2 protein-coding genes are annotated in these 1,421 nt (G+C 67.5%); both read left to right on the forward strand.

From position 1 onward, the window contains the following. The coding region (gene pdxT / locus ACFVIM_RS35110; protein ID WP_384310432.1) for a pyridoxal 5'-phosphate synthase glutaminase subunit PdxT at window positions 1-465 on the forward strand (465 nt) is incomplete at its 5' end. Window positions 466-528: 63 nt separating this feature from the next. Beyond that, window positions 529-1,281, forward strand: coding sequence for a YebC/PmpR family DNA-binding transcriptional regulator (locus tag ACFVIM_RS35115; protein ID WP_384310434.1), 753 nt, complete (start codon window positions 529-531; stop codon window positions 1,279-1,281). The last annotated feature ends 140 nt before the right edge of the window (window positions 1,282-1,421 follow it).

Raw genomic sequence — 1,421 nt, forward strand, 5'->3', positions numbered from 1 at the left:
GCCCTGGTCATCCCCGGCGGCGAGTCCACCACCATGTCCAAACTGGCCCGGCTCTTCGGGATGCTGGAGCCGCTGCGCGAGCGCGTCCGCGGCGGGATGCCGGTCTACGGCACCTGCGCCGGGCTGATCATGCTCGCCGACAAGATCCTGGACCCGCGCTCGGACCAGGAGACCATCGGCGGCATCGACATGATCGTCCGCCGGAACGCGTTCGGGCGGCAGAACGAGTCCTTCGAGGCGGCCGTCGAGATGGCGGGTGTGGCCGGGGGTCCGGTCGAGGGCGTCTTCATCCGCGCTCCCTGGGTGGAGTCGGTGGGCGCCGAGGTCCAGGTGCTCGCCCGTCATGAGGGCCATGTCGTCGCCGTACGGCAGGGCGGTCTGCTCGCCACGTCGTTCCACCCGGAGCTGACGGGGGACCATCGGGTGCACCGGCTCTTCGTGGAGATGGCGCGCGCCTCCCGGTGACCGGCTCCCGGTAGGATCGCTGCCGAACGCAGCAGCAATGGGTAACGCGAAGGAGACAGGCAGATGTCCGGCCACTCTAAATGGGCTACGACGAAGCACAAGAAGGCCGTGATCGACGCCAAGCGCGGCAAGCTCTTCGCGAAGCTGATCAAGAACATCGAGGTCGCGGCGCGCATGGGCGGCGCTGACATCGAGGGCAACCCGACGCTGTACGACGCCATCCAGAAGGCGAAGAAGCAGTCCGTTCCCAACAAGAACATCGATTCCGCGCTCAAGCGCGGCGCGGGCCTTGAGGCCGGTGGCGCCGACTACGAGACGATCATGTACGAGGGCTACGGGCCGAACGGCGTCGCCGTGCTCATCGAGTGCCTCACCGACAACCGCAACCGCGCCGCCTCCGACGTGCGCGTCGCCATGACCCGCAACGGCGGCTCCATGGCCGACCCTGGTTCGGTCTCGTACCTCTTCAACCGCAAGGGCGTCGTGATCGTCCCCAAGGGCGAGCTGACCGAGGACGACGTCCTGGGCGCCGTCCTGGACGCGGGCGCGGAGGAGGTCAACGACCTCGGTGAGTCGTTCGAGGTGCTGAGCGAGGCCACCGACCTGGTCGCCGTCCGCAGCGCGCTCCAGGCCGAGGGCATCGACTACGACTCCGCCGAGGCCAACTTCGTCCCGACCATGCAGGTCCAGCTGGACGAGGACGGCGCGCGTAAGATCTTCAAGCTGATCGACGCGCTGGAGGACAGCGACGACGTGCAGAACGTCTTCGCCAACTTCGACGTCTCCGACGAGATCATGGAGAAGGTAGACGCCTGAGGCGCCTGAGCCGTGCGAGCGGCAGGCCGTGACGGCGCGTGAGGCGCGCCGCGACGGCAGGACGATCCTGAGACGGGCCGACGGGAACACAACCGTCGGCCCCTCTCGTGTGTGATTTCAGCTGTCTCTTATACACAACA

Source organism: Streptomyces sp. NPDC057638 (genome assembly GCF_042800315.1).
Lineage (GTDB): Bacteria > Actinomycetota > Actinomycetes > Streptomycetales > Streptomycetaceae > Streptomyces.